The sequence below is a fragment of the Pseudomonas sp. TH10 genome (genome assembly GCF_016651255.1).
Lineage (GTDB): Bacteria > Pseudomonadota > Gammaproteobacteria > Pseudomonadales > Pseudomonadaceae > Aquipseudomonas.
Genome location: NZ_JAEKEG010000076.1, coordinates 1 through 25754 on the forward strand (window position 1 = coordinate 1; position 25754 = coordinate 25754).

The 25754-nt window shown below is 62.9% G+C and carries 17 protein-coding genes, 1 tRNA gene and 5 pseudogenes; 17 read left to right on the forward strand and 6 right to left on the reverse strand.

Annotated elements, in window-relative coordinates; translation table 11 throughout:
- Positions 1-41: 41 nt before the first annotated feature.
- The 15 genes and pseudogenes from JFT80_RS12150 to JFT80_RS24855 form a co-directional block, all read left to right on the forward strand.
- A pseudogene (locus JFT80_RS12150) lies at positions 42-875 on the forward strand (acyl-CoA dehydrogenase); the annotation flags it as partial.
- On the forward strand, positions 872-2287 hold the full coding sequence (locus tag JFT80_RS12155; RefSeq protein WP_242482906.1) for an NtaA/DmoA family FMN-dependent monooxygenase: 1416 nt from the start codon (positions 872-874) through the stop codon (positions 2285-2287). The pseudogene JFT80_RS12150 and the gene JFT80_RS12155, both read left to right, overlap by 4 nt.
- Positions 2259-3311 carry an NADP(H)-dependent aldo-keto reductase gene (locus JFT80_RS12160; protein ID WP_201148033.1) on the forward strand — a complete coding sequence of 351 codons (1053 nt, stop codon included), beginning with the start codon at positions 2259-2261 and terminating at the stop codon, positions 3309-3311. The genes JFT80_RS12155 and JFT80_RS12160 overlap by 29 nt, the downstream gene beginning before the upstream one ends.
- A 46-nt stretch (positions 3312-3357) precedes the next feature.
- Positions 3358-4245 (forward strand): ABC transporter permease, encoded by an 888-nt coding sequence (locus JFT80_RS12165; RefSeq protein WP_201148034.1) that lies wholly within the window; start codon positions 3358-3360, stop codon positions 4243-4245.
- On the forward strand, positions 4242-4400 hold the full coding sequence (locus JFT80_RS24200) for an ATP-binding cassette domain-containing protein (RefSeq protein ID WP_242482907.1): 159 nt from the start codon (positions 4242-4244) through the stop codon (positions 4398-4400). Before JFT80_RS12165 ends, JFT80_RS24200 begins: the two co-directional genes overlap by 4 nt.
- Positions 4397-5899 (forward strand): ABC transporter ATP-binding protein, encoded by a 1503-nt coding sequence (locus JFT80_RS12170; RefSeq protein WP_307833081.1) that lies wholly within the window; start codon positions 4397-4399, stop codon positions 5897-5899. Before JFT80_RS24200 ends, JFT80_RS12170 begins: the two co-directional genes overlap by 4 nt.
- A 379-nt stretch (positions 5900-6278) precedes the next feature.
- Complete coding sequence (locus tag JFT80_RS12175) at positions 6279-7877, forward strand: ABC transporter substrate-binding protein (protein WP_242482909.1); 1599 nt, start codon at positions 6279-6281, stop codon at positions 7875-7877.
- A pseudogene (locus JFT80_RS12180) lies at positions 7862-8865 on the forward strand (ABC transporter permease). The gene JFT80_RS12175 and the pseudogene JFT80_RS12180 overlap by 16 nt, the downstream one beginning before the upstream one ends.
- A pseudogene (locus JFT80_RS25135) lies at positions 8862-9724 on the forward strand (ABC transporter permease). The pseudogenes JFT80_RS12180 and JFT80_RS25135 overlap by 4 nt, the downstream one beginning before the upstream one ends.
- A complete protein-coding gene (locus tag JFT80_RS12190; RefSeq protein ID WP_122839533.1) occupies positions 9721-11433 on the forward strand; it encodes an ABC transporter ATP-binding protein in 1713 nt (570 codons plus the stop codon). Before JFT80_RS25135 ends, JFT80_RS12190 begins: the two are co-directional and overlap by 4 nt.
- A 24-nt stretch (positions 11434-11457) precedes the next feature.
- Positions 11458-12666: an acyl-CoA dehydrogenase family protein gene (locus JFT80_RS12195; protein ID WP_201148036.1), complete on the forward strand. Its 1209-nt coding sequence runs from the start codon at positions 11458-11460 to the stop codon at positions 12664-12666.
- Positions 12667-12766: 100 nt separating this feature from the next.
- The gene (locus JFT80_RS12200; RefSeq protein ID WP_201148037.1) at positions 12767-14593 is read left to right on the forward strand and encodes an ABC transporter ATP-binding protein; all 1827 of its coding nucleotides are present in this window, start codon (positions 12767-12769) and stop codon (positions 14591-14593) included.
- 248 nt (positions 14594-14841) lie between these two features.
- Positions 14842-15372 carry a TonB-dependent receptor plug domain-containing protein gene (locus tag JFT80_RS24215; protein WP_242482912.1) on the forward strand — a complete coding sequence of 177 codons (531 nt, stop codon included), beginning with the start codon at positions 14842-14844 and terminating at the stop codon, positions 15370-15372.
- A 14-nt stretch (positions 15373-15386) separates the two neighbouring features.
- Positions 15387-16871: a TonB-dependent receptor gene (locus tag JFT80_RS12205; RefSeq protein WP_307833082.1), complete on the forward strand. Its 1485-nt coding sequence runs from the start codon at positions 15387-15389 to the stop codon at positions 16869-16871.
- Between the two features lie 148 nt (positions 16872-17019).
- A pseudogene (locus tag JFT80_RS24855) lies at positions 17020-19575 on the forward strand (EAL domain-containing protein).
- An 88-nt stretch (positions 19576-19663) separates the two neighbouring features.
- Here JFT80_RS24855 and JFT80_RS12215 read toward each other — a convergent pair.
- Positions 19664-19935: pseudogene (locus tag JFT80_RS12215) on the reverse strand (hypothetical protein); the annotation flags it as partial.
- A gap of 272 nt (positions 19936-20207) precedes the next feature.
- A tRNA-Ser gene (locus JFT80_RS12220) sits at positions 20208-20295 on the reverse strand.
- Between the two features lie 122 nt (positions 20296-20417).
- On the opposite strand from JFT80_RS12220, the gene JFT80_RS12225 reads away from it, so the two are divergent.
- Positions 20418-21089, forward strand: a complete 672-nt coding sequence (locus tag JFT80_RS12225) for a Bax inhibitor-1/YccA family protein (protein ID WP_008006561.1) — start codon at positions 20418-20420, stop codon at positions 21087-21089.
- A gap of 57 nt (positions 21090-21146) precedes the next feature.
- Here the strand turns inward: JFT80_RS12225 and JFT80_RS12230 are convergent, their stop codons facing one another.
- Positions 21147-21476, reverse strand: coding sequence for a YceK/YidQ family lipoprotein (locus JFT80_RS12230; RefSeq protein WP_122839539.1), 330 nt, complete (start codon positions 21474-21476; stop codon positions 21147-21149).
- A 57-nt stretch (positions 21477-21533) separates the two neighbouring features.
- A complete protein-coding gene (locus tag JFT80_RS12235; protein WP_201148038.1) occupies positions 21534-21971 on the reverse strand; it encodes an Lrp/AsnC family transcriptional regulator in 438 nt (145 codons plus the stop codon).
- 135 nt (positions 21972-22106) lie between these two features.
- Here JFT80_RS12235 and JFT80_RS12240 point away from each other — a divergent pair, with 135 nt between their 5' ends.
- A complete protein-coding gene (locus JFT80_RS12240; RefSeq protein WP_201148039.1) occupies positions 22107-23000 on the forward strand; it encodes a DMT family transporter in 894 nt (297 codons plus the stop codon).
- Between the two features lies 1 nt (position 23001).
- On the opposite strand, the gene JFT80_RS12245 is transcribed toward JFT80_RS12240, so the two are convergent.
- Complete coding sequence (locus JFT80_RS12245) at positions 23002-24045, reverse strand: FUSC family protein (RefSeq protein ID WP_201148056.1); 1044 nt, start codon at positions 24043-24045, stop codon at positions 23002-23004.
- Between the two features lie 44 nt (positions 24046-24089).
- Positions 24090-25715, reverse strand: coding sequence for an NADP-dependent glyceraldehyde-3-phosphate dehydrogenase (locus tag JFT80_RS12250; protein ID WP_201148040.1), 1626 nt, complete (start codon positions 25713-25715; stop codon positions 24090-24092).
- Between the last annotated feature and the right edge of the window lie 39 nt (positions 25716-25754).

Genomic DNA, 25754 nt, shown 5'->3' on the forward strand with positions numbered 1-25754 from the left:
GGTGACCTCTGAGCGCCGTGGAGCCGGGCAATGACCAGGCGGGCTGGCTGCTCGATGGCGAGAAGTACTATTGCACCGGCACGCTGTACGCGAACTGGATTGCGGCGGTGGCCCTGGACGGCGATGATTTTGTCAGCGTGGCGGTGCCCACCGATGCGCCGGGAGTGACGGTCGAGGACGACTGGGACGGTTTCGGCCAGCGCCTGACGGGCAGTGGCACTACGCGCTTCCACGGGGTGAAGGTGCCGGTCGCGCACATCGTGCGTCGTTTCAAAAAAGACGAGTTGCGCGCCGAATCGTACCTGACCGCTTTCTATCAGCTGTTCCACCTCGCCACGCTGGCCGGCATCGCCAATGCGGTGCTGCGTGACGCCACCGGGTTCGTCCAGGGCCGCACCCGCGCCTTTGGCATCCCGGGGCAGTCCAGCCCCAAGGACGATCCGCTGGTGCAACGGGTGATCGGACGTTTGTCCAGCCTGGCCTATGCCGCCCGTACCCAGGTGCTGGCGGTGGCGCAGGTGCTGCAGGAGGTGCATGACGCCGAGCAGGGCGGGTATGCCAGCGAGCAGCATTACACCGAGGCGGAAATTCGCGCTTATCAGGCGCAGCAGATCGTGCTCGAACAAGTGCTGGAGGCCACTACCTTGCTGTTTGAAGTGGGCGGGGCCTCCGCCACCAGCGAGTCGCGACGCCTTGATCGGCATTGGCGCAATGCCCGCACGCTGGCCTCGCATAACCCGGCGATCCTGCGCGAGCGTGCGCTGGGTAACTACTACCTCAACCACATCAGCCCCAACGCCGCCTGGCGCCAGCTGCAGGCAGCCGATGCCGCGCAGCAGGCCGGCGGCGCCCGTGACGAAGCGAGTGCCGTATGAGCAAAGCATCGAGCAATACCCGTGAAGGACAGATGAGCCTGGGCATGAACATCCTCGGCTTCGGCGCGCACTCGGGCGCCTGGCGTGCGGCCGAAGTGCCCGCCACGGCGTATCTGGACGTGGAGTACTACCGCAACATCGCGCGGATCTCCGAGCGCGGGTGCCTGGATGCGATCTTCCTGGCCGACGGTCCGGCGCTGGGTGGCGATGTCGCCGTCCAGCCCGCCGGGCGCCTGGAACCCACGGTGTTGCTGACCGCCGTGGCACTCGCCACCCAGCGCATCGGGGTGATCGCCACTGCGTCCAGCACCTACAACGATCCGTTCAACATCGCCCGGCGCTTCGCTTCGCTGGACCATATCAGCGGTGGGCGCGCGGCCTGGAATGTGGTGACCAATGCCGGTGACGCCGCCGCGCAGAACTTCGGTCTGGCCGGTGCGCCCTTGCACGTGGATCGCTACGCCCGCGCCGACGAATTCATCGACGTCACGGTGAAGCTGTGGGACAGCTGGGAAGAGGACGCAATCATCGGCGATGCGCGCTCCGGGCGTTTTGCCGACCCGGCAAAAGTCCACACCATCGATTTTGTGGGCAAGCATTTCAGCGTCAAGGGCCCCTTGAACGTCCCGCGCTCGCCCCAAGGCCGGCCGGTGCTGGTGCAGGCCGGTTCGTCCGAGGGTGGCAAGGCCCTGGGCTCGCGTTACGCCGATGCGATTTTCACCACCCAGACGACCCTCGAAGACGGGCAGTTTTTCTATCAGGAAATGAAAGAACGCGCCCTCGGCTGGGGACGCAACCCGCAGTACCTGAAGATCATGCCGGGCCTGTCGACGGTGATCGGCAGTACCGAGGCCGAGGCCCATGCGCGATTTGATGAGCTCAATGCCTGGCACGGCGAACACGGCTTGCTGGAACAGGTGGCGGGGCGGGTCGGCATTGCCGCCAGCGAGCTGGATCCGGACGCGCCGCTGCCGTGGGAGCGCATTGGCGCGGTGGCGGATTTCGAGCGCGGCTCCCAGGGGTTTCTCGAGGCACAGTTGAACCTGGCGCGGCGGGAAAACCTGAGCATTCGCCAATTGTCGCGGCGCATCCTGGTAGGCCATCGGTTGCTGGTGGGCACCCCGAGCAGGTCGCCGAGACCTTGTCGCACTGGTACCTGGCGCACGCCGCAGACGGCTTCAACATCATGCCGGACATGTTCCCCTCCGGCGTCGAGATCTTCGTCGACGAGGTGGTGCCGCTGCTGCAAAAGCGCGGCCTGTTTCGTCACGAATACACCGGCAGCACCTTGCGCGAGCACCTTGGCTTGCCGTTTCCCGGTAATCAATACGCGCTGCGGGCCTGAGCCTGGGCGGTTTCTCTGTTTAAACAAAAGGATGAACCATGCGTTACCGTCAATTAGGCAACAGTGATCTGCAAGTCAGCGTGCTGGGCCTGGGCACCATGACCTGGGGCCACCAGAACAGTGAAAGCGATGCCCACCAGCAGATCGAGCTGGCCCTGGCCGAAGGCATCAATTTCATCGACACCGCCGAGATGTATCCGACGCCGACCCAGGCCGAAACCTGGCGCACTACCGAGCGCTACATCGGCAGCTGGCTGGCCAACAGTGGCCGGCGCGGCGACGTGGTGCTGGCGAGTAAAATCGCCGGTCCGGCGCGGGATCCGGCAGGGCAGAACCATATTCGCGATGGCCTCAGCCGGCATGATCGGCGCAACATCGTCGAGGCCCTGGACGGCAGCCTCAAGCGCCTGCACACCGACTACCTGGACCTGTATCAGCTGCACTGGCCCGATCGCAAGACCAACTTTTTCGGCCAGCGTGAATACCCTTACCAGGACGATGCCGAGAGCGTCGTCATCGAGGAAACCCTCACGGTGCTGGCCGAGCAGGTCAAGGCTGGCAAGGTGCGGCACATTGGCGTGTCCAACGAAACGCCCTGGGGCGTGGCCGAATTTCTCAAGCACAGCGAGCGCCTGGGGCTGCCGCGCATTGTCAGCGTGCAGAACCCCTACAGCCTGCTTAATCGCCTGTACGAGGGCGGCCTGTCGGAGTTCAGTCATCGCGAGGGCGTCGGCCTGCTGGCGTACTCGCCCCTGGCGTTTGGTGCGCTCACCGGCAAGTACCTGGGGGGCGCACGTCCCGAAGGTTCGCGGCTGTCTTCGGTGTATCGCACCTTCAACCGGTATGACAGTGCCTCCGCGCAGGAAGCCATCGCCGGTTATGTGCAGATCGCCAGACAGCACAACTTGAGCGCTGCGCAACTGGCGCTGGCCTATGTCATCGACAAGCCGTTCGTGGCCAGTGCCTTGACCGGGCAAACCAGCCTGGCGCAGTTGCGCGACAACCTCGGCGCGCTGGACGTCACGCTCAGTGACGAGGTGCGGGCGCAGGTCCAGGCGATCCACCAGCGAATTCCCAATCCCGCGCCGTGACCCGAGGCGCACGCAGATTGACTTGGCTCGACAAAAGGAAAGGTGAATGGCGCAGACACTTGCGACGGTGATTGTGGGACCGGCAGCGGGCGAGGGTGGTTATCGGCCGCTGCGCCTGGCCAGGCTCGGCCAGGTGCGCCCGGGTCTGTGGCTGGCCGGGCTGTTCGTGCTGCTGTTGCTCCTGGCGGCGGCGATTCCGGGGGCGCTGGCGCCGTTCGACCCGCTTGACGCGTCGGCCCGCCTGGCGTTTCAGCCACCCAGCGAGCTGCATTGGCTGGGCACCGATGAAAATGGCCGGGATGTCCTCAGCCGGTTGATTCACGGGGTGCGCTCGTCGTTGTTCATGGGCCTGGCCGCCACCGCGCTGGGCCTGTCCTGGGGCGCGGTACTGGGCCTGGCGTCGGGGCTTGGGCCGCGCTGGCTGGACGCGGCGCTGATGCGCGGCATTGATGTGCTGCTGGCGTTTCCGGACCTGTTGCTGGCCCTGGTGATCATCACGTTTTTCGGCCAGGGCACGGCCAACCTGATCCTCGCGGTGGGCATTGCCGGGGTGCCCCGTTATGCCCGGCTGGTGCGCGCGCAGACGCTCAATGTGCGCCATGCCGGTTATGTCGAAGCGGCGGTGACCCTCGGCCAGTCGCAGCTGGCGGTGGTGCTGCGGCATGTGCTGCCGAATGCGTTCAAGCCGGTGCTGATCCTCGCCACCATTGGCATTGGCGGGACCATTACCGCCGGAGCCGCCCTGAGCTTCCTCGGCTTTGGCGCGCCGCCGCCCGCGCCGGAGTGGGGCGCGATGATGGCGATCGGGCGCAGCTTCCTGGCGAATGCACCGTGGCTGGTGGCCTGGCCGGCATTGATCATCACCCTCACCGTCGTCTCCATCAGTGCCATCGGCCGCGAACTGCTGCGTCGCAGCGAAGGAAAACCGCTATGAATGCAAACATCCAGGCCCTCGGCCCGTTGGTTGATATCCGCGACCTGACCGTACGATTCGGCCAGGCGCAACCGGTGCTGCATGGCGTGAGCCTGCAATTGCATCGTGGTGAATGCCTGGCGTTGGTGGGCGAATCGGGCTCGGGCAAAGCGTGACCGCGCGGACCCTGGCCGGGCTCACCGGCCGGGGCGCGCAGGTACATGCTGCCAAACTGGCGTTCCAGGGCATCGACCTGCGGCAGCTGCACGAGCGCGACTGGCAGCGCTTGCGCGGGGCGAGTATCGGCTTTGTCATGCAGGACGCGCTGGGTGCACTGGACCCGTTGCGTCGGGTGGGCGCCGAGGTCGAAGAGCCGCTGCAGCTGCACACGGCATTGGGCCTGGAAGCGCGCCGGCTGCGAGTGCTGGAGCTGCTGCGCGATGTCGGCGTACCCGAGCCGGAGCTGCGCGCCCGCCAGTACCCTTGGCAGTTGTCCGGCGGCTTGCGGCAACGGGCGTTGATTGCCTCGGCCATCGCCTGCAATCCACGGCTGATCATTGCCGACGAGCCCACCACGGCCCTGGACGCCACGGTGCAGGCCCAGGTTATCGCCCTGCTGGAAAGCCTGCGCGGCGCGGACAACGCGCTGTTGATGGTCAGTCACGACCTGTCCGTGGTCTCGCGCCTGGCGGATCGGGTGGCGGTGATGCGCCATGGAGTCATCGTCGAGCAGGGCACTGCCGAGCAGGTGCTGCAGGATCCGCAGCATGGGTACACCCAGTCCCTGCTGCGGGCCGCCAGGGCGGTGCACTTCCAGCCGGCGCGCAGGTTGCTCGCGGTGGTGGAGCCCGAGCTTGAACCCCAGGGCGAGGTGTTGCTTGAAGCTCGCAGCCTGAGCAAATCCTTTATTGGCCCGGACCAGCGTCGGCGTACGGTGCTGGACCAGGTGTCGTTGCAGCTTCGTCGCGGCGAGACCCTGGGCATCGTCGGGGAGTCGGGTTCGGGCAAGACGACCTTGACCCGCCTGATCCTCGGGCTGGAAAGCGCCGACGCGGGCGATGTCTGGATCAACGGGCAGCGCTGGGCGGCACTCGATGCCAGGCAAAAGCGCCAGGCGCGGCGTGCGGTACAGGTGGTGTTCCAGGACTCGCTGAACTCCTTCGATCCACGTTACACCGTGCAGCGGGTATTGTTCGAGGCGCTGGCCGTGGCGGGCCTGCCGCGCCGGGACTGGCGCAAGCGGGCCGTGGAGTTGCTCGATCTGGTTCGCCTCGATACCAGCCTGTTGGCACGTCGGCCGATTGAGCTGTCCGGCGGACAGCGCCAGCGCATCGCAATCGCCCGGGCGCTGGCGTCGCAACCGCAGATTCTGATCTGCGATGAACCGGTGTCGGCGCTGGACGTGTCGGTGCAGGCGCAGATTCTCGAGCTGCTCGACGACCTCAAGCGGCGCCTGGGACTGGCCTGCCTGTTCATCTCCCATGACTTGGGGGTGATCAATCACGTCAGCGAGCGGGTGCTGGTGATGAAGGACGGCGTGGTGGTCGAGTCCGGCTCGGTGCGCACCGTGTTCGACCGCCCCGCACATGCCTACACCCGGGCACTGATCGACGCGATCCCGACCCTGGAAGCCGAACGCGCGCCTGTGGCGTTCTATCTGCAACTGGCGATTTGAGCCGAGGGTCCGGCACTTTCAGATGTACCAGGATCCAGACTGTGGGAGCTGGCTTGCCTGCGAAGGCGGGCTGGCATCCGCCATTGTTGTCGACTGGCACGCCGCATCGCGAGCAGGCTCACTCCTGCATTACTGACAGCAACTGTTGGCCCATCAACAGCTGCTGGGCACATTGTTCTTTCTGGCCTTGCTCAGAGGCCCGATTCGCGCCGGAAACCCCCTGTTTACTGCCGAAAAATCCCGGCATGCCTTGTGCAATAGCCCTGTTCCCGGACTATAGGCATCAGGACCCATGCGATTACTTGCCCCTTATTTGCGACCTTACGACCGCCGATCCAGCTTGTCGCTCAAGCATTTGCCCCTCCTTGGATTCGCTGCGATGTGCGGCCTGTTGATGGGTTGCGACCAGGTTCAATCCGCTGTTGCCCGCAGCGATCAGCCGGTCAGCGGCGGGACCCTGGTGTACGCCACTGACCGCGAACCCACCTGCCTTGATCCCCATGTGGGCGGGGACATGCCGCAAGTGTTCGTCGCGCAGCAGTACCTCGACTCCCTGGTGTCGATGGATGAAGGAGGCCGCATCGGGCCCTGGCTGGCCAAGCGCTGGGAGGTCTCCGCCGATGGCCTGGCGTACACCTTCCACCTGCGCGATGACGTGCGCTTCACCGACGGCACACCGTTCGATGCGACAGCGGTCAAGGCCAACCTCGATCACATGGCCAACCCGAAGACCCAGTCCAGTACTGCGGGCGGCTACATCCGCCAGTACCGCAGCACCGACGTGGTGGATGCGCACACCGCGGTCGTGCACCTCGCCACACCCTATGCTGCATTCCTGGAGGTGCTGGCCCAAGGGTTTCTCGGTATCCAGTCGCCCACGGCACTGGCGCGGCCGCGTGATGTGAACTGCGAAAGCCCGGTGGGCAGCGGGCCGTTCAAGGTGGTGCGCTGGGACCGCCAGAGCCAGGTCGAGCTGGTACGCAATGCCGATTACAACTGGGCGCCGCCCACCGCCAAGCACCAGGGCCCGGCGTGGCTCGAGCGTATCGTGTGGAAATTCATTCAGGAGCCGTCGGTGCGTTTTGCTTCGCTGCAAGCCGGCGAGGTGGATGTGATCGAGGCGCTGCCGCCCGAATCCCATGAAGCCGCCCGGCGCAATCCGGACCTGGCGCTGATCATCGCCCAGCGTCCGGGCAACCCCACCAATGGCACGCTGAACATCACCCGCGCGCCGTTCAATGACCTGAAAGTACGCGAGGCGTTTGTGCGCAGTGCCGATGTCGAGGGGGCGTTGAAGAGCGTTTACTTCAATGAGTTTCCCCGGGCAGGGGGCCCGCTCAGTTCGGCCACGCGTTTCTACAGCCCGGACTTCCAGCATGCCCAGGATTACCAACCGGCCAGGGCCGCGCGGCTGCTGGACGAAGCCGGCTGGACCACGCGCGATGCCGAGGGCTATCGCACCCGTGACGGCAAGCGCTTGCAGGTACGCGTGATCATGGGCAACCGCACGCCGCCCTCGGAATACACCCTGTGGGAGCAGGTGCAAGCAACCACGCGCCTGGCCGGCTTCGAGCTGATCGTCGAGCAAATGAGCGACGTGCAGAGCACCAAGCGCCAGGCTGACTGGGATTACGACATCCGTCTGGGCTACTGGAACACCAACACCGCCGACGTGCTGCGGATCATCTTCGGCGCCGATTTCATCAGCCCGGCCGGTGTCGGTGGCTATCACCAGAACACCGCCGGCTACACCGATCCGGTGTTCGAAGGCCTGGTGCAGGGCGCCTTGACCACCCAGGACGCCGAACAGCGCCGGGCGTTGTATTACCAGGCACAGCAGCTGGCTTCCAGTCAGTACCTGCAACTGACCACCTACCCGCAGAGCTCGCGCCTGGGCATCTACAAGACCACCCAGGGCGTGCGCCTGGAGCCTTCCCTGGCAGTGACCTACCTCTATGACGCATGGGTGAACAAATGACGAGTGAAACCCTGGCCACTGAACGGCCCAACCCGCGCCGCGAGCGCCTGGTTCGCCTGGGTCGGCGTGCCCTGTGGCGCCTGCTGGGAGGCGTGCTGGTGCTGTGGGCGGTCGCCACGCTGACGTTTTTCGCCCTGCGCCTGATGCCGGGGACCCGGTGCTGGCGATCCTGGGCGGGCCGAGTGGCAATCCAACCGCAGAAACCATTGCCGAGGCCAAACGCGAATATGGCCTGGACAAGCCCCTGGCGGTGCAATACGTGCTGTACCTGGGGCGGTTGGTCCAGGGCGACCTGGGCGTGTCCTATTCCCAGCATTTGCCAGTCACCCGGGTGCTCGCCGAGCAGTCATGGCCGACGCTGGAACTGACCATCACTTCGCTGTTGCTGGCCTGGGTGTTGGTGCTGGCACTCACCGTGCTGACGGCGGGACGCCGGCGCTGGGTGTCGAGCCTGGCTTCCCTGGCCGAAACGCTGTCGGCGGCGCTGCCGCATTTCTGGCTGGGGATCCTGTTGCTGGCGGTGTTCGCCTTCGGCCTGCGCCTGTTCCCGCCAGCCGGCAGCGATGGCTGGCGCACGCTGGTGTTGCCGTCGGTGGCGCTGGCCATTCCGCTGGCCGGATTTATCGCCCAGGTCACCCGCGAGTCGCTGGAAATGACCCTGGATCAACCTTTCGTGCTCACCGCCCGCACCCGTGGCCTGAGCGACACGGCAGTGCGTTTCAGGCACGCATTGCGCCACGCGGTGCTGCCCGGCATCTCGTTGTCGGGCTGGGCCATTGGCGCCCTGATCAGCGGCGCGGTGGTCATCGAGGTGATCTTTTCCCGCAAGGGCCTGGGTCGCCAGTTGTACCAGGCAGTGCAGGCTCAGGACCTGCCGCTGACCATCGGCATCAGCCTGGTGGTCGCCGCCGGATACGTCCTGGCCAACATCCTCGTCGACCTGCTGTACCTGTGGGTCGACCCGCGCCAACAGGAGCAGTCGGCATGAGTGAACTCACCCTCGAAGCACCGCTGCCCGGCACTCGGGTGCAGCGTAGTGCAGGCAAGTGGCGCCTTGGGCCGTTACTGGCTTTCAGCTTTCTCGCCTTCCTGATTATCGCGGCACTGTTGCCGCAGTGGTTCGCCCACAGCGATCCGTTGGCGATCGTGCCGCACGATGCCTTCCATCCGCCCGGTTGGGCGCACTGGTTCGGCACCGATCAATCCGGGCGCGACATCTTTTCCCGGGTGATCCACGGCACCCGGCAGTCGCTGTTCATTGGCCTGGCCGCCACCGCCCTGGCGATGAGCATTGCCATCGTCCTCGGTCTGCTCGGCGGCCTGGGGGCGCTTACCTGGATCGCGGCGTCGGCTGGTTGCTGGAAATTCTCTTTGCGTTCCCCAGCCTGATCCTTGCGCTGCTGTTCGTGGCGGTGTTCGGCAGCGGCATTGGCCCGCTGATCGTGGCCACCGGGTTGGGCGGGGCGCCTGGCTATGCGCGAATGGTCCGCGGCCAGGTGCTGGCGGTGCGCAATGCCGGGTACATCGAGGCGGCCAAAGCCCTTGGCCATCCACCCCTGCGAATCATCACGCGCCAGCTGCTGCCCAACGCCATGCGCCCGCTGATCGTCACGCTGACCATGGGCGTCGGCCAGGCCATCGTCTGGGCGTCCGCCTTGAGCTTCCTCGGCCTTGGCGCCCGGCCACCGGCGCCGGAGTGGGGGACGATGCTGTCGATGGGCCGCGATTTCATTGCCAATGCCTGGTGGCTGACGTTCTTCCCCGGGCTGTTCATCGTGCTGACCACGCTGTCGACCACGGTCGCTGGCCGTTACCTGCAACAACGCCTGGAGGGCCGTCTGACATGAGTGACAAACATCTGATCGTCGAGGGCCTGTCCATCGAGTTTGCCGGCCAGTCGGTGGTGCGGGATCTGTCGTTCACGTTGGCCCCGGGCAAGACCCTGGCCCTGGTGGGTGAGTCCGGCTCCGGCAAAAGCGTCACCGCCCGCAGCCTGATCGGCCTGGCGGGAGCCGGTGCGCGAGTGAGCGCACGGACCCTGAGTTACGGCGGGCAGGATCTGCTCGGGTTGTCCGAACGCGGCTGGCGCGACTTGCGCGGCAAAGGCATCGGTTTTGTCCTGCAGGACGCGCTGGTGTCGCTGGACCCACTGCGCCCGGTGGGCAAGGAAATTCTCGAGGTGCTCAAGACGCACAACTGGGGTGACCGTCGCAGCCGCGCCGGGCGGGTGATCGAACTGCTGGAAAAAGTCGGTGTGCCCGAACCGCAGCTGCGTGCCCGCCAGCGACCGGATCAGTTGTCCGGCGGCCTGCGTCAGCGCGCCCTGATCGCCAGTGCGCTGGCCCTGAGCCCTGGCCTGGTGATCGCCGACGAGCCGACCACGGCGCTGGATGCCACGGTGCAGGCGCAGATTCTGCAAGTGCTGCAGGAGATCAAGGCGCGCGGCGACTCATTGCTGATCATCAGCCACGACCTGGCCGTGGTCGCGCAGCTGGCCGATGAGGTGCTGGTGCTGCGCCACGGCGAAGTGGTCGAGCAGGGGCCGATGGACCAGGTGCTGCGCCACCCGCGCCATCCCTATACCCGCACCTTGCTCGACGCGGTGCCGGCCGAGCATGCGCGGGGCACGCGGCTGTCGCCGCAGCGCACGGCCGTGGTCGCACCACCCCGGCCGGGCACGGACTCACCCGTGGTGTTGCAAGCCACGCAGTTGGGTAAACGTTACGTGGGGCCTGACCAGCAGTCGCGCCAGGTGGTCGATGGCGTGAGTTTCGAGCTGCGCGCCGGGCGCACCCTGGGCATCGTCGGCGAGTCCGGTTCCGGCAAGACCACCGTGGCCCGCATCGTCCTTGGCCTGCTGGAACCGGATGCCGGCCAGGTGCAATTTCTCGGCCAGCCCTGGTCCGGTGCCGGCACGCAGCGAATCGAAGAACGGCAGCGGCGCCCGCACCGACGGGACATCAGCGTGATCTACCAGGACCCGCTGAGTTCGTTCGACCCGCGCTGGAGCGTCGGGCAAATCCTCGCCGATGCGCTGGATGTCGCCGGCATTGCCACCGCGCAGCACACCGCACGGATCGCAGAATTACTGACCCAGGTGCGCCTGCCCAGGGAGCTGGCCGAGCGTCGCCCCTTGCAGCTGTCGGGCGGCCAGCGCCAGCGCGTGGCCATTGCCCGGGCCATTGCGAGTAACCCGAAAGTGATCATCTGCGACGAACCGGTCTCGGCACTTGATGTGTCGGTCCAGGCCCAGGTGCTCGACCTGCTGGCAGATCTGCAAGCCTCCCTGGGCCTGGCGTATCTGTTTATCTCCCACGACCTTGGGGTGATCCGGCACGTCAGCGATGAAGTGCTGGTGATGCGCCACGGCAAGGTCGTGGAAAGCGCCTCGGTCGAGACGCTCTTTCACAGCCCGCAGCATGAATACACCCAGCGTCTGCTCGGCGCGGTGCCGCGTCTGCCGGGCGCTGGCGTGACCCTGGTCGTGCCGCCACTGGAACCGGAAAACCCGGGGTGGCTGTTCGATGAATCCCGGCTTTGGAAAATCGCCATTTAAGCTCGACTTGAACAAGGAATCGCCATGACTACGTTGACTGCCGTACCCAAGACCCCGGTTGCCTCGGTGGAAGAACTCAATGCCCGGGCGGACGTGTTGCTGCCGCTGATTGCCGCCGGTGCGGCGCAGCGCGAGCGTGAGCGGCAACTGCCTTACGAGGCAGTGGCGCAGATCGCCAAGGCGGGGCTGTTCACCACGCGCATCCCGACCCGTTTTGGCGGCGCCGCAGGCTCGGTCAAGGATGTGATCGGCTTGCTGATGCGCATCGCTTCGGCCGACTCCAATGTCGCCCAGGCATTGCGTCCCGGGTTCGGCTTTATCGAGGGCTTGCTGGCGTCTGGTGCGCAGGGCGCGGAGGGCGAGCGCGAACGCTGGTTCGAGCGCTACCTGCAGGGCGCCGTGGTGGGTAATGCCGGTTGGGAAGTCGGTGGCGCCAACGGTTCAATCAGCGCGCGGATCGTGCGCGACGGCGAGCACTATCGGGCCACTGGCAGCAAGTACTACAGCACTGGTTCGTTGTATGCCGACTGGGTCAGCGCCGTCGCTCTGGATGAGAACGAGCAGCCGGTGTCGTTCATCCTGCCGCGTGACCGCAAGGGCCTGGAGCTGCTCGATGACTTCGACGCGATGGGCCAGCGCCTGACGGCCAGCGGCACCACTCATCTGCATGATGTGCTGGTGCGCTCGGATGAAATCCGCACCCGCACCGTGGAGGAGGGCAAGCGCACGATCGTCACGCCGTTCCTGCAGTTGTTCCTGGCCGCCGTGCAGGCAGGCATCGCGCGCAATGCGCTGAACGATGCCGTGGCCTTTGCCAACGATCACGCGCGCCCGATCAAGCACAGCAGCGCCTCGCGGTCGGTGGATGATCCTTATGTCGAGTTCAGTGTCGGCGACATCTCGGCCCGTGCGTTCACGGCCGAAGCGGTGGTGCTGCGCGCAGCCGAGGCGATCGATCGGGCATGGGCCGGCGACCTCGATCCCCAGGCGGTGGACCAGGCGGCCATTGCCGTCGCCCAGGCGCAATACATCGCGGCCGAGTCGGCGCTCAAGGCCGCAGAACTGGTGTTCGACGTTGGCGGCGCTTCCACCACCGGCCGCGCGCACAACCTTGACCGCCATTGGCGCAATGCGCGCACCGTGGCCAATCACAACCCACGGCACTGGAAAGCCGCGGCGGTTGGGGCCTGGCAATTGAAAGGCACGCCACCGCCGACTTCGGGGCTGTTTTAAGCGCGGGGCCGGACTCGCACCATTGAACCGGGCACCGCGTGTGCCCATTTTTGCCTGAAAGCTGCGCGGCCACAGGCGTTATTCAGGAATGCCCTTGGTCATGACTTGGTCCTTTTCATCGCTGCCCCCATCCAATCACCGAAAACTTCACTGGAACGTACAGCACTTGCCGGCGACACCCGGGGCTTTCGTGCGATTTTTCATCGGCAATTTCAAGGGCTGGTACGTGGCGATCCTGCTGCTGCAGATCGCTGCGGTGATCTGCACCCTGTTGATCCCCTGGGGGCTGGGGCAGATTACCCGCACCGTCAGCAATGGCCTGGAAGCCGAGCGTGCGTTCGAAGTGTTGCAGTGGCCGCTGACACTGTTCGGCGCACTGCTGGTGCTGGAAGTGCTGTTTACTCGGGCCGCAGCCGGTTGCCATATCCACGTCCTGCCGTTGCAGCGGCGCACAGTCACCCATGTGGTGTTTGCCTACGTGCAGAAGCACTCGCACCGTTTCATCAGCAACGAATTCGCCGGCGCCCTGGCGCACCGGGTTTCCGAAATCGCCCTGGGGGTCAACCAGACCCTGAGCATCCTGCTGTTCGATCTGATCCCGTTGCTGGTGACCCTGAGCCTGGCCACTGTGCTGTTGTGGACAGCCTCGCCCTTGCTGGCACTGTTCATGGCCGGCTGGTCGCTGCTGTTTATTGCCGTGTGCTACTTGCTGGCCCGGCGTAGCCATCCGCTGGCGCAACAGTACTCCGCGTCGCGCAGCACCAGCTCGGGCAAGGTGGTGGATGCGGTGTCCAACCTGGCTAACATTCGCCTGTTTGCCCGCCACGCTTTCGAGCACAGCTACCTGGGCCGGTTTCTCGACAAGGAAGTGGCGGCGGCCTATCGCTCGCTGGGCTACATGGAAAAGATTCGCTGGTTCCAGACCAGTTGCGGCGTGGTGCTCAAGCTGGGGTTGTTGCTGCTGGCGCTGTACCTGTGGCGCAACCAGCGCATCGACATCGCCGCGTTTGTCATGTCCACCAGCCTGTCGCTGCTGATCATCAGCGACGTCGGCAACCTGTCCCGGCGCTTTCTCGAATTCTTCGAGGCCACTGGCAACATTGCCAATGGGGTGCGCACGCTGATTCGACCCCATGAAGTGATCGACCGGCCCGGTGCCACGGCGTTGCAGGTCAAGCGTGGGGATATCGAGTTTCGCGACGTCGGCTTCAATTACGGTGCCGACCAGCCGATCTTCCAGCGCCTGAATATTTTCATTCCGGCGGGGCAGAAGGTGGGGCTGGTGGGTTCATCGGGCTCGGGAAAATCCACGCTGCTCAACCTGCTGCTGCGTCTTTACGATGTTCAGCAGGGCGCGGTGCTGATTGATGGCGTCGATGTGCGCGACGCCACGCAACATTCCCTGCACCAGCAAATCGGCCTGATTCCCCAGGAACCCGGGCTGTTCCACCGCAGCATTCGCGAGAACATTCATTACGGGCGCCTGGATGCCTCGATGGAGGAGGTGGCCGAGGCGATTCATCGCGCCGGTGCCAGCGAATTCATCGACAGCATGGAAGACGGTTACGAGTCGCTGGTAGGCGAGCGGGGCGTCAAATTGTCCGGGGGCCAGCGCCAGCGCATCGCCATTGCCCGGGTGCTGCTCAAGAACGCGCCGATCCTGGTGATGGACGAAGCAACCTCGAGCCTCGATTCGATTACCGAGCGCTTTATCCAGGACAAACTGGACGAAATCATGGGCGACAAGACGGTGCTGGTGGTGGCGCATCGGCTGTCAACCGTCGCGCACCTGGACCGCATCCTGGTGTTTGACAAGGGCCGGGTGATCGAGGACGGCAGCCACGACGAATTGCTGAGTCAGGGCGGGCAGTATTTCCGCTTGTGGAGTCGCCAGTTCAGTGCGCAGGCGGATACCGTGCCGGCCTGACTGTCGGGGGCGCAACAGTGCTTGGACAATCTGTGCTGATCGGTCTCGTTGAATGCACGTATTGGCCTGTTTTTGCTGCGTTTTACCCTGGCACGAAGGCTGCAAAGTCCAGCGTCGAGCGCGACTATACGAATAGATGCTCCAACCCATTAACAGGCCAGGGGTATCCATCAATGCGGGAAAAATTTGAAACACGCGCTCGGCGTTCGGACTCGTTAACGGCGGTGTCCGGCCTGGGAATTGTTTGCATGTTGCTCCAGGGCACTGTTGCTGCAGCGCCGACTGATCCGACGCTCGCGACCGTAGTGGTCAACGGCGCCCAGGCCAGCGAAGTGCAGAAAGCCCAAAGAGAGCTGAAAAAAGTCGCCGGGCAAACGGCGGTGGTGGACAACCGCGAGATCGAGCGCGGCCGGGCGGCCAACGCCGAGGACGTGTTGGCGCTGCAACCCGGCGTCTTCGCCCAGGCCACCAGCGGCTCCGGCGCCAACAAGATTTCGATCCGCGGCTCGGGGCTCAACACCTTCTATCAGGGCTACGTGCTGGGGATCAAATTCCTCTACGACGGCCTGCCGCTGACCGGACCTGGCGGCACCCAGGAAGACATGCTCGACATGGCCTCGGTGGATCACACCGAGGTCCTGTACGGCGCCAACGCCTTTAAGTATTCGGCCTTGTCCCTGGGGGCGCGATCAACTTCGTCAGCAAGACCGGGCGCACCGACCCGGGCAATTACGCGCGCTTCGAAGCCGGCAGCTTTGGTTATCGCAAGCAGCAGCTGAGTACCGGCGGGGTGGTGGACAACAGCGATTACTACGTGAGTGTGTTGCACAACGAGCGCGACGGGTATCAGGACAACACGCCGAACGAAGGGCAGGGCATCGTTGCCAACTTTGGCCATGTATTCAACCCCAAGCTGGAGACCCGCTTCTTCGTGCGTTATCGCGAAGAGACCCTGACCCAGGGCAACACGCTGACCAAGTACCAGCTCAAGCACGACCCCAAAAGCAACAACGTGCCCACCGGCCGGCGCAAGGACGGCTCGACCCTGCTGGGCAGCAAGACCACCTACACCTTCGACGACAACGCCAGGCTGGAAGTGGGCCTGGGCTATAACAACTATCCCTTGTACAACGGCTGGCGCTATTCCGCCACGCCCCAGGACTGGCGCTCAAAGGACATCAGCCTGACCCTGCGCTACCTGCGTACCGGCGATACCTTCCTCGGTCTGCCCAGCGACAGCAGCCTGACCTTCAGCAGTACCCGCGCGTACCTGGCGGATGTCAAATCCCACGCCAGGGGCAGTGGCACACGCCTGCAGGAAACCAACTACACCGGCTCGCGCGACACGGTGTTTTCCCTGGGCAACGAGCTGCAATTGGGTGAGCGCACCTGGCTCTCCAGCGGCCTTTCGTTTATCGATATCAAGCGCAAGGCGCAAATCGAATACACCACCGGGACCAATACCAGCGAATTTCCCAACGGCGTCGAATACACCGAACACGACATCGCCCCGCGCCTGGGCCTGCGTTATCAGCTGACCCCGGAATTCGAACTGTTTGGCAACGTCAGCCGCTCGATCGATCCGCCGGTCACCTGGCAGCTGGGCAGCACCGGCACTCCCTACATCCGGGACGTGCGGCCACAGAAAGGCAACACGGTGGAATTCGGCATCCGTGGCGGGCACGGAATTTTCGACGGCAGCCTGACGGTCTATCGTTCGTGGATCCAGAAAGAGCTGCTGTCGGTGGTCGTGCGCCAGGCGAGCGCCACCCAGGACCAACTGGTGGCGACGTCCAACGGCAGCAAGACCATTCACCAGGGCCTCGAAGCCGGGCTCAATGCGTTGCTGTGGGAAGGGCGCAATGGCGACTCGGTTACCCTGCGCCAGGCCTACACCTTCAACGACTTCCACTACCGCGACGACGCGACCTTCGGCGACAACCAGCTGCCGAGCCTGCCCCGCCAGGTCTATCAGGCCGAACTGCAGTATCGCCAGGACAGCGGCTTCTATGCCCAACTCAACGCCCGCGCCGCTTCCAGTTACTACGTCGACTTCGCCAATACCCTCAGCGCACCCTCGTACACGGTCTGGGGGGCGAAGGTGGGGTACGAGGCGCCAGGCAAGAAGTGGGAGGTGTTCCTCGACGCGCGCAACCTGACCAATGAGCGTTATGCCACGGCGGCGAATACGGCGTATGACGCCAGGGGCAATGACTCGGCGAATTTCTATCCGGGGGATGCGATCAACGTGACCACGGGGGTGGCGTTTCGGTTTTAGCATGCAAACCCTGCGCATAGCCCGGCCCTTGCAGCGCGCTTGCTCGCTCATCGGTGACGGGCGGTAGTGACCCGGGCACTCACTATTTTTTGACAGCGGCCGATAACTTGCTTTAAGGCGCGGTTGCCTCAACGAATAGCGTGAACCTATGCCCAATGAACTACCTGCTGTCAGCTGTGCATCGTCCAACCGCTCAAGCGTAGCGCTGGCCCGTGGCTCGCTGTTCAAGTTTGTCGGCTTGCTGGCGGGGTGTTTTTCCTGGCCAGCTGCTCGCTCATTTACCTGGCACGTGACCTGGATCGGAACGAAGAAGTCGAAAGTGCCTTCTACACCCGCAAGGCTGTGCAATCGCTGGAAAAGTCCCTGCGCACAACCGTGAAGGACTACGCCTTCTGGGGCGATGCCTACCGGCATTTGCATGTCAAAGTCGATCCCGACTGGGCCTTCGTGCGACAAAACGTCGGGCCGACCCTGTATTCGGATTTCGGCTTCCAGGGTTTGTTTGTCGTTGATGCGGTGGATCACACTGTTTACTCGGTGATCGAAGGTGAACTGCAGTCCGTCGCCGCCAGCGAGTGGTTGCATCAGGCTTTGCCAGGAATTCTTGCCGAGGCCCGAGCGGGCGCTGAGACGGAAACGGCTACGACGACATTCGTCACTATCGCCGGAGTGCCGGCCCTGGTGGCGGCAGCAGCCATCACGCCGGGCACTGATCCGACCGTGGTGCCTGATGGCAGGCCACCGTCGGTGTTGATCTTCGTGGATGTTTTTACCGATGCCAAACTGGCGAAGATGGGCGAAGAGTTCGGCATCAATCAACTACGAGTCGCGACCCCGGACGACGCGACTTCGGTTTTTGCGTTAGGCGACGACGGTTCGGCGGGCAGCCTGCATTGGCGTCCTTCTAGCCCTGGCGTGCGTTTGCTGGGCGTGGGTTTGCCATTGATCGGCCTGGCGGCGCTGCTGGTGTGCCTGATGACCTGGGCCATCCTGCGGCGCACCACCGCTGGTGCACGGGTGCTGGATGCTAGTTTTGCGACGCTCAAACGCAGCCAGGATGCACTCGCCACCAGCGAAGCGCGGTTTCGCGACGTTGTCGAGGCCAGCTCGGACTGGGTGTGGGAAATAGACACGGGCGGGTGTTTCACCTATTTGTCGGATCGCTTTGACGCAGTGACCGGCCTCTCTGGAAGTTCCTGGATCGGTGAATCCATCAATGCCCTGCTCAGCACGGAATTAGGGACGCTGACCCAGTGGCTGAGCATCCCGAATCGCCGCCCGGACATCAGCATCCTGTGCTATTTCGCCGATAGCCAGGGGCGCCAGCGTATCACCCGTCTGTCTGCTCGGGACATGGCGGGCAAGGGCTTTCGCGGTACGGCCATGGACGTCACCGAGGAGGTCGAAGCCCGCCGCCGTATCGAATTCCTTTCCCAGCACGACGCCTTGACCGGGTTACCCAACCGGACACGCCTGCAAGAGTTCCTCGACGGCAAGCTCAAGGCCGTGCCGACGGCGGAGCAACCGCTGGTGATGCTCAGCCTGGACCTGGATCGATTCAAACCGGTGAATGACTTGCTCGGGCACGCGGCAGGTGACTGTGTGCTTAATGAAGTATCAAGCCGCCTGGCAGACTGCATACGCAACGGGGACCTGGTGGCTCGGGTGGGCGGTGACGAGTTCGTGCTGATTCTCACCGATGTCAGTTCCCAGGAGGAAGTGGAAGCACTCTGTCAGCGCCTTATCGAATCCATCGAAGGGCCGGTGGTGGTGGGCGATCAGGAAGTGTTCGTCAGTGCCAGCATCGGCATCGCCATGGCGCCAAACGATGCATGCGAGGCGGCCGAACTGCTGCGCTATGCCGATATCGCGCTGTATGAGGCCAAGGCCGCAGGCCGCAATACCTGGCGCTTTTACGCAGGTGAAATGAACGCCAGGATCATCGAGCGCAGGCGCCTGGAAAACGACCTTCGGTTCGCGATCAGGCACGGCGAACTGAAACTGCATTTTCAACCGCGCTACCGTATCGCCGACGGGCAGATGGTGGGGGCGGAAGCGCTGGTGCGCTGGCAGCATCCCGTGCGTGGGCTGGTACCCCCGGATGTCTTTATACCCATTGCCGAGGAGTCGGGGTTGATCCTGTCCCTGAGCAACTGGGTGCTCGACACCGCCTGCAATTGCGCGGTGCAGTGGCCGGAGCATTTGTTCGTATCAGTCAACCTGTCGTCTACCGAGTTCAAGCGCGGCAATCTGGTGGAGCGCATTCAGAAGGGCACTCAAGGATTCCGGTATAGACCCGGGTCGGGTAGAACTGGAAATTACCGAAAGTGTGATGCTTGAAGATGCTTCTGGCGCACTGGAAGTGATGCGCACGCTCAAGCGCCTCGGCGTGCGGATTTCCATGGACGATTTCGGTACCGGGTATTCCTCGCTGAGTTACTTGCGGGCATTCCCGTTCGACGGTCTCAAAATTGACCGCAGCTTTTTGAACCGGCTGGATGAAAGTGAGGATGACAAGGCCATTATCCGCGCGATCGTTGGCTTGGGGCGCGCACTGTCGCTGACGGTCACTGCGGAGGGCATTGAAACTGCCGAGCACCTTAAACTGCTCAAGGCGGTGTCATGCGATGAAGGACAGGGGTATTACCTGAGTCGACCGCTGGATGTCGACGCGTTCAATGATCTGGTGTCGGTCAGCGCGTAGCCCGTGTGAAGCGGCTTCCTTGAGCCCCGGGTGACCAGCGGCCTGAGGAGGCTAGGGCGTAACGCCCTAGCTGACAGCAGATGTCACTTTTTCTTTTTGCCGGCTTGTCTGACTTCTCTGATTTCTTGGCCTTTTCTGGCTTGCTATCAGCTTTCTTGGCCTTCTCTGGCTTGCTATCAGCCTTTTTTGCAGATTTTTTCGGCTCAGCTTCTGTTTTCTTGTCTTTCTTGTCGGAAGATTTCGAAAGCGCCGAAGCCGCCGCTGATTTCTTGGCCGGTGATGACTTTTTGTCTTTCAAGTCCTTGCTGGCTTTGGAAGCGTCACCTTTGCTTTTTTCTCGTCTTTAGCCACGTTGACCACCTCTCGGAGTATGCCGGTATTGGCACAGTGCCTGTGCAAATGTTCACAAGCTGATCATTAGGCGAGCGCGTACAAAAGCGGTTCAACTTTTTTTGCTGCGGCGGGATGGCTTTGGTCGTTGAATTGACGGGAGCTGGAGGGGGCGTCTGGGGGGAGCGCAGGAGGGGAGGATCCGTGCAAACAAGTGCAAGAATTCGCACGCACACAGCAGATGGAGCCCAAACCCAGAAACGACAAAGCCCTGAATAATCAGGGCTTTGTCGGTACAAATATGGCGGAGGCGATGGGATTCGAACTCATGGACCTGTTACAGTCGACGGTTTTCAAGACCGTTGCCTTAAACCACTCGGCCACACCTCCGTTGCGTTGCGGGCGCCATAATACCTGAATGAAACACACTGTCAAACTCTCTGCATGGCTTGTTACAGAGCGTCTGTTATGATCTTTGCGACTGAACGTTTCAAACCAACAGGAGTGTCGCCATGCGCGAACAGGATTACGCAGTTAATAACAGCGTGCAGGCTGAGCAGCTAGAGGTTAGCCGCGTCCTGCGCAACACTTACGGCTTACTGGCTCTCACCCTCGCATTCAGCGGTGTGATGGCTTTCGTGGCTCAGCAGATGCGTGTTGGCTACCCGAATATTTTCGTGGTGCTGATCGGCTTCTACGGGCTGTTCTTCCTCACCAACAAACTCCGTGATTCCGCGTGGGGCCTGGTGTCCGCGTTTGCGCTGACCGGTTTCATGGGTTTCCTGCTTGGCCCGATCCTCAACCGCTACCTGGGTATGCAGGGCGGCGCTGAAGTGGTCAGCTCGGCGTTTGCGATGACGGCGCTGGTGTTCGGCGGTCTGTCGGCTTACGTGCTGATCACCCGCAAGGACATGAGCTTCCTCGGTGGTTTCATCACTGCTGGTTTTTTCGTGTTGCTGGGTGCAACGCTGGCGAGCTTCTTCTTCCAGATCAGCGGTCTGCAGCTGGCGATCAGCGCCGGTTTTGTGCTGTTCTCCTCGGTCTGCATTCTGTTCCAGACCAGCGCCATCATTCACGGCGGCGAGCGTAACTACATCATGGCTACCATCAGCCTGTATGTATCGATCTACAACCTGTTCGTCAGCTTGTTGCAGCTGTTCGGCATCATGAGCCGCGATGATTGATCGCAGGCTCTAATAAAAAACCCGCCTCGGCGGGTTTTTTATTGCCTGCAACCCCGGTTACCGGGCAACCATAATGCTGCCGTCGGCCTGTTGCCGGTAGATCGTGTAAGGCAGCACCAGGGTGTCCATCACGCCGGACAGCAACACATCGACCAGGACGATGGCCGGCGCAGTGGTCGGCGTATTGGCTTCGCGGCCTCTTTCGAGCGGGGCATTGAGGTAGCAGAAGTCGAAGATCACGCCGCTGTAGATACGCGGGACTGCGCCGCAATAACTCTGCTGTTCCTTGAGAATCCTGGAGGCTACTGCGTCGCCGCGCGCCACCGTCTGGACCGTACCGCAACCCGCGAGCATCAGCGCTGCCAATGCCATGACCTGAATTTTCATGCTGCCAATCCTTAGCTGTAAAACATCCAATCTACGTGTTTCGCAACAAAATATCACTCAAGCCATCGGCGGCAAGCGACGCTTGACCGGGGTCTTCTTGACGATCGCTGTATTGGTTTCAGCCATTGTATTAAGGCGGTCGAGCAGGGTGTCCAGTTGCTCCATCGAACGTACATGCAAACGGGCGATGAAGCAGTCCTCGCCGGTGACCTTGTCGCACTCGGTGAACTCGGGAATGGACTGAATCTGCCGTTCCACTTCTTGCAGTTGTCCCGGCAGTGGCCGCACTCGCACGATGGCCTGCAACTGATAACCAAAGCATTTCGGGTCAATTTCGACGGTGTAGCCTTTGAGCACGCCGCGTTCTTCGAGGCGGCGCAAGCGCTCGGCCACGCTGGGCGAAGACAGGCCGCTGATACCTGCCAGGGCCTTGAGCGAGCGTCGCGAGTCTGCCATGAGGGCCTTGATCAGCACCTGGTCGATGTCGTCGGTCACGGCAAATCCTCCGTTAGGTAGATAATTAGATTCACCTTTGTAAAAAAGGTAAATGGGGATTCTAGCCTGCTTTTTGCTATGGAGGCGCCGGGCAGCTGATGGGCATAATCTGGCTTCGATTACAGGAGTCAAAAGATGGACAAATCAATCCGTCGCGGATCATTCGAGATGACCGCCGCCATGCTGATTTCCGGCACCATCGGCTGGTTTGTGCTGGTGTCCGGGCAGCCGGTGCTGGACGTGGTGTTCTGGCGTTGTGTGTTTGGTGCCGGCACCTTGCTGCTGATCTGCGCGGCCTTTGGTTTCCTGCGTCCCGGCCTGTTGACGCGCACCACGTTTCTGCTGGCGGTGCTTAGCGGCGTGGCAATTGTCGGCAACTGGGTGCTGCTGTTCGCGTCCTATTCCCGGGCATCGATTGCCATCGGTACGGCGGTGTACAACGTCCAGCCGTTCATGCTGGTGGGGCTGGCGGCGGTGTTCCTCAATGAAAAAATTACCCTGCAGAAACTGTTCTGGCTGGGCATTTCGTTCATGGGGATGCTGGCGATTGTCAGTGCCCACGGCACTCAGGGCGAGAGTGGCAATGACTACCTGATGGGCATCGCGCTGGCGTTGGGCGCGGCGTTTCTGTATGCCATCGCGGCCTTGATCATCAAGCGCCTGACCGGTACTGCCCCGCATTTGATCGCGTTGATCCAGGTCTGCACCGGGGTTCTGCTGCTGGCACCGTTCGCGCATTTTTCCGCACTGCCACAAGCGCCGAGTGCCTGGGCCAGCCTGGTGACGCTGGGCATTGTTCACACCGGGGTAATGTATGTGTTGCTGTATGGGGCGATTCAGAAATTACCCACGGCTTTGACCGGGGCGTTGTCGTTTATCTATCCGATCGCGGCGATCTTTGTCGATTGGTTTGCGTTTGGTCATCAACTGCAAATGCTGCAGTGGATTGGCGTCGCCGCGATTCTGCTGGCGGCGGCGGGTATGCAGCAGGGGTGGAGCCTGGGGTTGCGTCATCGGGTGGCGCAGTAGGTCAAATACTCCACCGCGGCGCTGTCTTCGCCAGGCGTTGGCGCATCTGGTCGACGTTGGCCAGCAACTGCAGAATCAGTAACCGGTTACCGTCCAGCGCGCTGTACACCGGCTCGCCCAGGCTGGGGCCTGGCGCCGGCTCTACAGGCCGGTTGAGACGCTGGTACGCGCCGGTTTTCAGCGCCCGGGCCATGCCCACCAGCTGCACCCGAATCAGCCGGTGCTCGGCTTTCAACAGGGCTTGCAACTGGCCCATGGCCGCTGGATCCCTGGCCTCGGGGCGGGTGTTGGCAAGTATTTCCAGGGTCGACACGCACATGCGCAGGTTGCGCTGCAGGGCGTCGAGCTCGGTCATGGAAACCTTCACTTCCTTGGACACCGACGGCATCAGTGAGCGCAGTTGCACCATGACTGCGCCCAAACGGCTCATCAGTTTCAGATGCTCATCGGCGCTGACCGGCTGGCCGCTGATGATTCGCCCGTACACCGTGGCGCAATCGCGCAAGGCATCGGCGAGGTTGTAGCGCCACGAGTACACCGCGTACAGCGGCAAAGCGAAAGAGAACGCGAGGGCCAGGGCGATGCCGATGAGGATGTCGACTCCGCGCCACAAGCCGTCGGTGATCGGGTTGTCGCCATGCCCGGCGACAATGAATACGGTGATCGCCGAGAGCAGGGCGGTGTAACCCCCCTTGCCAATGGCGTGATAGGAGAAAAATCCGCAGACCACCGCCATCGCAAAGTAGGTCAGCCACGGCATGCCGAGCCACGCCTGCTGCAGCACCAATAGCAGACCGATTGCGGCACCGACCAACGTACCGGTGGCGCGCTCAGCGGCTTTCTTGCCGATGTTGCCGTGGTGCTGCAAGCCGCCGATTACCACCAGCATGGTCACCGAAGCCCACTCGCCGTGGGGCAGGTTGATGCCGGTGGTCAGCAGGATTGTCGCCAGCAAACCCAATGCCACCCGCACGGCGTGAATCAACCGTGCGTGTCGGTAACGCCGGTACGGGTCCAGCAACGGACGCAGTAACCGGCGCAGCAGGGGTGGCAGTCGGTGCGTTCTGAATAGGGTCAGATCGGCTGTCCTCAGAAGATGTAGTCGGTCGTCAGGAAGCTTGAATTGCGCCCGCTGATGATCTCGCTGATGAGTTCCTTGTTGTTTTCCTGGAACTTGGTCGCCACCAGTGTGCGGATCGAAAACACCCGCAGGGCATCATGCACCGACAACGTGCCTTCTGCAGAATTCTTGCGGCCGTTGAACGGGTAGGTGTCCGGTCCTCTCTGGCACTGGGCGTTGAGGTTGATCCGGCCGACCTGGTTGGCAAAGGTGTCGACCAGCCGGCCCACCGCCACCGGGTTGGTGCCGAAGATGCTCAGCTGCTGGCCGAAATCCGATTCCAGTACGTAGTCGATCACCGTATCCAGATGACGGTACGGCACGATCGGCACCACCGGCCCGAACTGTTCTTCCTGGTAGACACGCATCTGCGGCGTCACCGGGTACAACACCGCCGGGTAGAAGAAGGACGCGCGGGTTTCACCGCCGTTGGGATTGACCACGCTGGCGCCTTTGCTGCGCGCGTCCGCGACCAGGCCATGCAGGTAATCGACCTTGCCCGACTCCGGCAATGGCGTCAGTGACACACCGCTGTCCCACGGCATACCCGGTTTCAGCGTGGCCAGTTTGGCGTTGAATTTCTCGATGAAGCTGTCGACGACGTCTTCATGCACAAAGAGGATTTTCAGCGCCGTGCAGCGCTGACCGTTGAATGACAGCGAGCCGGTGACCGCTTCGCTGACGGCGTTGTCGAGATCGACCTCCGGCAAAACGATGCCGGGGTTTTTCGCATCCAGGCCCAGTGCGGCGCGCAAACGGTGCGGTTTCGGGTGCAGCTTCTTCAGGTCGCTGGCGGCTTTGTTGGTGCCGATGAAGGCGAAGATGTCGATCTTGCCGCTGGCCATCAGCGCGCTGACGGTTTCGCGACCGCTGCCGTAGATCACGTTGATCACCCCGGCCGGGAAGCTGTCGCGGAACGCCTCCAGCAACGGACGGATCAACAGCACGCCGAGTTTGGCCGGTTTGAACACCACGGTGTTGCCCATGATCAGGGCCGGAATCAGCGTGGTGAAGGTCTCGTTCAGGGGGTAGTTGTAAGGGCCCATGCACAGGGCGACGCCGAGCGGTACACGGCGGATCTGCCCGAGGGTGTCCTGTTCCAGCTCGAAACGGCTGGAGCGACGGTCGAGTTCTTTCAGGGCATTGATGGTGTCGACGATGTAGTCGCAGGTGCGATCGAACTCTTTTTCCGAGTCCTTCAGATTCTTGCCAATTTCCCACATCAGCAGTTTGACCACGGCGTCGCGTTGCTGGCGCATGCGGCCGAGGAAGGCTTCGACGTGCTGGATACGTTCGGCTACGCGCATGGTCGGCCACAGGCCCTGGCCGCGATCGTAGGCACGCACGGCGGCGTCGAGAGCGGTGAGGGCGGTGTCGGCATCGAGCAGCGGCGTGCTGCCGAGGATCACTTGTTCGTCGCCATTGTCACCCTTCAGATAAACCGGGCTGCGCACCGTGGCGAGCGGGCCGTCCCAGGTTTTCAGTTCGCCATCGACGAGGTATTCGCGTTGCTCGACCTGACCGTCGAGGCGGTATTTTTCCGGGATGTCGCTGACAGAAGGGAAGAGGTTGCCAAGGATGTTTGCTGTGGTCATGTCGCTACCCCGTCTGGATTGGCTGATGCGCAGATGAAA

Bases quoted from the DNA above. Each gene is read 5' to 3' on its own strand.
- JFT80_RS12155 (WP_242482906.1), top strand. From the start codon at position 872: ATGAGCAAAGCATCGAGCAATACCCGTGAAGGACAGATGAGCCTGGGC.
- JFT80_RS12160 (WP_201148033.1), top strand. From the start codon at position 2,259: ATGCGTTACCGTCAATTAGGCAACAGTGATCTGCAAGTCAGCGTGCTG.
- JFT80_RS12165 (WP_201148034.1), top strand. From the start codon at position 3,358: ATGGCGCAGACACTTGCGACGGTGATTGTGGGACCGGCAGCGGGCGAG.
- JFT80_RS24200 (WP_242482907.1), top strand. From the start codon at position 4,242: ATGAATGCAAACATCCAGGCCCTCGGCCCGTTGGTTGATATCCGCGAC.
- JFT80_RS12175 (WP_242482909.1), top strand. From the start codon at position 6,279: ATGTGCGGCCTGTTGATGGGTTGCGACCAGGTTCAATCCGCTGTTGCC.
- JFT80_RS12190 (WP_122839533.1), top strand. From the start codon at position 9,721: ATGAGTGACAAACATCTGATCGTCGAGGGCCTGTCCATCGAGTTTGCC.
- JFT80_RS12195 (WP_201148036.1), top strand. From the start codon at position 11,458: ATGACTACGTTGACTGCCGTACCCAAGACCCCGGTTGCCTCGGTGGAA.
- JFT80_RS12200 (WP_201148037.1), top strand. From the start codon at position 12,767: ATGACTTGGTCCTTTTCATCGCTGCCCCCATCCAATCACCGAAAACTT.
- JFT80_RS24215 (WP_242482912.1), top strand. From the start codon at position 14,842: ATGTTGCTCCAGGGCACTGTTGCTGCAGCGCCGACTGATCCGACGCTC.
- JFT80_RS12225 (WP_008006561.1), top strand. From the start codon at position 20,418: ATGCGCGAACAGGATTACGCAGTTAATAACAGCGTGCAGGCTGAGCAG.
- JFT80_RS12230 (WP_122839539.1), bottom strand. From the start codon at position 21,476: ATGAAAATTCAGGTCATGGCATTGGCAGCGCTGATGCTCGCGGGTTGC.
- JFT80_RS12240 (WP_201148039.1), top strand. From the start codon at position 22,107: ATGGACAAATCAATCCGTCGCGGATCATTCGAGATGACCGCCGCCATG.
- JFT80_RS12250 (WP_201148040.1), bottom strand. From the start codon at position 25,715: ATGACCACAGCAAACATCCTTGGCAACCTCTTCCCTTCTGTCAGCGAC.